The 3130-nt window shown below is 44.6% G+C and carries 4 protein-coding genes and 1 pseudogene; 3 read left to right on the top strand and 2 right to left on the bottom strand.

What is annotated here, in order from left to right; translation table 11 throughout:
* Nucleotides 1-183: 183 nt before the first annotated feature.
* Nucleotides 184-969 (bottom strand): sulfate transporter CysZ, encoded by a 786-nt coding sequence (gene cysZ / locus A3761_RS12640; protein WP_068510062.1) that lies wholly within the window; start codon nt 967-969, stop codon nt 184-186.
* A gap of 141 nt (nt 970-1110) precedes the next feature.
* Here cysZ and A3761_RS12645 point away from each other — a divergent pair, with 141 nt between their 5' ends.
* Nucleotides 1111-1743, top strand: a complete 633-nt coding sequence (locus tag A3761_RS12645) for an RluA family pseudouridine synthase (protein WP_068510064.1) — start codon at nt 1111-1113, stop codon at nt 1741-1743.
* Nucleotides 1727-2116: a VanZ family protein gene (locus A3761_RS12650; RefSeq protein WP_068510067.1), complete on the top strand. Its 390-nt coding sequence runs from the start codon at nt 1727-1729 to the stop codon at nt 2114-2116. Before A3761_RS12645 ends, A3761_RS12650 begins: the two co-directional genes overlap by 17 nt.
* Here A3761_RS12650 and A3761_RS12655 read toward each other — a convergent pair.
* On the bottom strand, nt 2076-2738 hold the full coding sequence (locus A3761_RS12655) for a methyltransferase (RefSeq protein WP_068552540.1): 663 nt from the start codon (nt 2736-2738) through the stop codon (nt 2076-2078). The genes A3761_RS12650 and A3761_RS12655 overlap by 41 nt on opposite strands.
* A gap of 144 nt (nt 2739-2882) precedes the next feature.
* On the opposite strand from A3761_RS12655, the pseudogene A3761_RS12660 reads away from it, so the two are divergent.
* Nucleotides 2883-3130: pseudogene (locus A3761_RS12660) on the top strand (mechanosensitive ion channel family protein); the annotation flags it as partial.

Here is a 3130-nt window from a genome sequence, read left to right on the forward strand (position 1 = left end):
AGGCTTGGGCTTAGCGATCGTGAAGCATGTATTGATCAATCATAATGCCGAGCTGGAAATCCATAGTGAAGAAGGCATAGGCAGTGAGTTTATTTGTCACTTCCCGGCATCGATAATGGTTTCCAGTAGCTCGGCTAATGAACAGAAAGCGCTAGCAAATGCATCTTGATGAGCTATCTGCATTTACTTGGATAGCTTTTTCTGCGCCTCTGCTTCAAAGTTCATATTGATATTGCCTAAAGATCTTTCTTCGTTTACCCAAAATGCGACCGCGCCACACACCGCAGCGGGCAGTGCCAGAAAATTCACGATAGGCAGAAGCGTTGCCCCAAACGTTACCAGCCCAAAACCTAGTGATGTCAGACGATGGCTAGCCAGGTAGTTTTTCATATCGGGGAAGCTCATCTTATTATTATCTGCCGGGTAGTCGATATATTGAATGGCCATCATCCAGGCTGAGAAAATAATCCAGATAACAGCAATAATCACATTCAAGCCGGGGATTAAGCCTAAAACCAATAGCACTAGCACCCGCGGGATATAATAAACAAGCTTTTGGAGTTCTCGCATGATGGTTCTGGGAACCATTGCCAGTAGCTCGCTCCATGAGAAGTCTTCACCTTTATCTTGGCCGCTTAAGTGCTTTTCAGTGAGTTCTGCCAGGTAGCCATAAAAAGGAGCGCCGATTAAATTCGCGGCGGCAATAAAGCCATAAAACAGCGTCATTAAGATGGCTAAGAAGTAGATTCCCCAGAATAACCACTCCATGAATCCTAGCCATTCTGGGACCCAAGACAATAAGGTCGCCATCCAACCGTCTACTAGGCTATATGCCCACATGATGAGCAGCGTAAACAAGATGATATTTACGGTTAAAGGAACCAGTAAAAATAGGCGAAAGCCGGGCTGGCAAATGATCTTGAAACCTTGAGCCAGATAGCCAAAGCCGGTAAACATATTTCCCTTCATGTGAAGATTCGCTCCTGATCAGAATATCGTCTAAGAAATTTATAGGGCTTAATAGGGTTGTAGGCAGTGTATAATAGCTCGCTTGGAGTTTCAGCAGTGCTCTGATGAAATCAAAGTAATGTCACTAGGTAGTTGTAGCCAATGCGTCCAGATTTTCAAATCGAGATTGTTTATTCAGATGAACAGCTTGTGGTGGTTAATAAGCCCTCCGGTTTGCTATCAGTTCCGGGCAGAGGCCCCGACAAAGCTGATTGCTTGCTGAGCCGCTTACAAGACCAATTTCCCACTATCAGGGTGGTTCATCGTTTGGATTGCGCAACCTCGGGCTTGATGGTCTTGGCGCTTGATGCGGATTCCCACAGGGAGCTTAGTAGGCAGTTTCATGACAGAGAAGTCAAAAAGCGCTATGAAGCCTTGGTTTATGGCTTTATGGAAGATGAAAGTGGCGAAGTTAATCAGCCATTGAAGACCGACTGGCCCAATCGGCCTCGACAGATGATTTCACATGAAGGTAAAGCTGCTCAGACCTTCTATCAATGTACGACTCGCTCAGAACAGGCATCGAGAGTCATCCTCACGCCGATAACAGGTCGCTCTCATCAACTACGTGTTCATATGCTATATACCGGCCATCCAATATTGGGCGATGGGCTTTATGCTCACGAGTCGGCATTAAAGGCTAGTAGCCGTTTATGCCTACATGCCACAGACTTAAGTATCTACCAGCCAAAGACTAAAACTTTTATGGAGTTCTCAAGTGCTACACCTTTTTAGTCAGATAATCCAGTTTACCTGGCTGAACAAAATCGTTTTGTACCTTGCTTTGCTGTTCTCTTGTATTGCCGCGTTTTCACCCCTTACGGGGCTGGAGCAAGTTAATGTGAGTGACAAGGTGCTCCACCTAGTAGCATTTTTTGTACTTTCTTTATTGGTTCAAATTGCCTATCCAAGGCTAGGTTTAAGGGCAATACTATTTTGCTTGGCTTGCTTTGGTCTGGGTATTGAGCTTGTTCAGGCTTACTTGCCCCACCGTAGTTTCGAGCTAAATGATTGGTTTGTAGACTTGTTAGGCACAGTGATTCACCTGATCCTTATTGCGCCAACTATTAAGAGCAAGTGTTTGAGTGGTAAATACGCACCTTGTTAAATTCTTCAAACTCATTTAGGTCTGGACAAGTACGGGCTTCTTTTACTTCAAGCAAATCGTAAGCGGAAGAGGGCAGTACTTTTACGCGGGAGTCAGCAAGAAGTACTTGAGGACATTTAGTGGTAAACAAATCTAGCAAGTCGTGATTATCTTTGTCATATAGTACATCCGCCGCGGTGATCAGGTCGAGCTCTTCATCAAAAGCCATAAAGTCTTCAGAGTAGTCAAAGCTCAGAGAGTTGAGTTCGGCATTTGCACGACAAGCTTCAAGAGCGTCTGAGTCGATATCACAAGCTATGACTTTTTTGGCACCAGCCTTGGCAGCAGCGACTGCAACAACACCCGAGCCGCTACCAAAATCTAGCACTGTCTTACCACGCACATATTCCGGGTTCTCCAGAATGAACTGAGCCAAAACCTGTCCACTTGCCCAACAAAAAGACCAGTAGGCAGGTTCGGCCACAACAGCCTGTGCTTCGTCATGGCTAAGTGGGCCCTGTAATACAGCTGGGTCAAACAGATAAAGGCCGATTGCAGGGCAGGCGGGAGGTTTAGTCGCCTTGACACGACCTTTAGCGAGAGTTTTATTTAAGTTAGCGTTGAGTGTATCGACAGTATTCATGACATTTTAATGATGATTGACAGTGTTAAGTTGACCAGCTTGGTGTAGCTACTTTATGCTGCGAGGAATAATAACAACAGCATTTCGATGCATCATAGATAATACAATAAAGTTACTTTTAAACTAGGGTAAAAAAGGAAGACTATGGAAAATATAACTGAAACTACAGATAAGCTAGAAGGCTATGCTGATATAGCTGTAGAAGCTGCAATTCTTTACGGGCCAAAAGTTGTTCTGGCTATTGTTACCTTGATAATTGGTCTTTGGGTGATAAATCGAATTGTTAGCAAGGTTGAAAAGCATTTTACGTCTAAAGCGGATCCAACGCTTGGTTCGTTTGTCAGTAGCCTGGCGTCAGTCATCTTCAAGATGATGCTATTGATTGCTGTTGC

This window comes from Oleiphilus sp. HI0123, assembly GCF_001635315.1.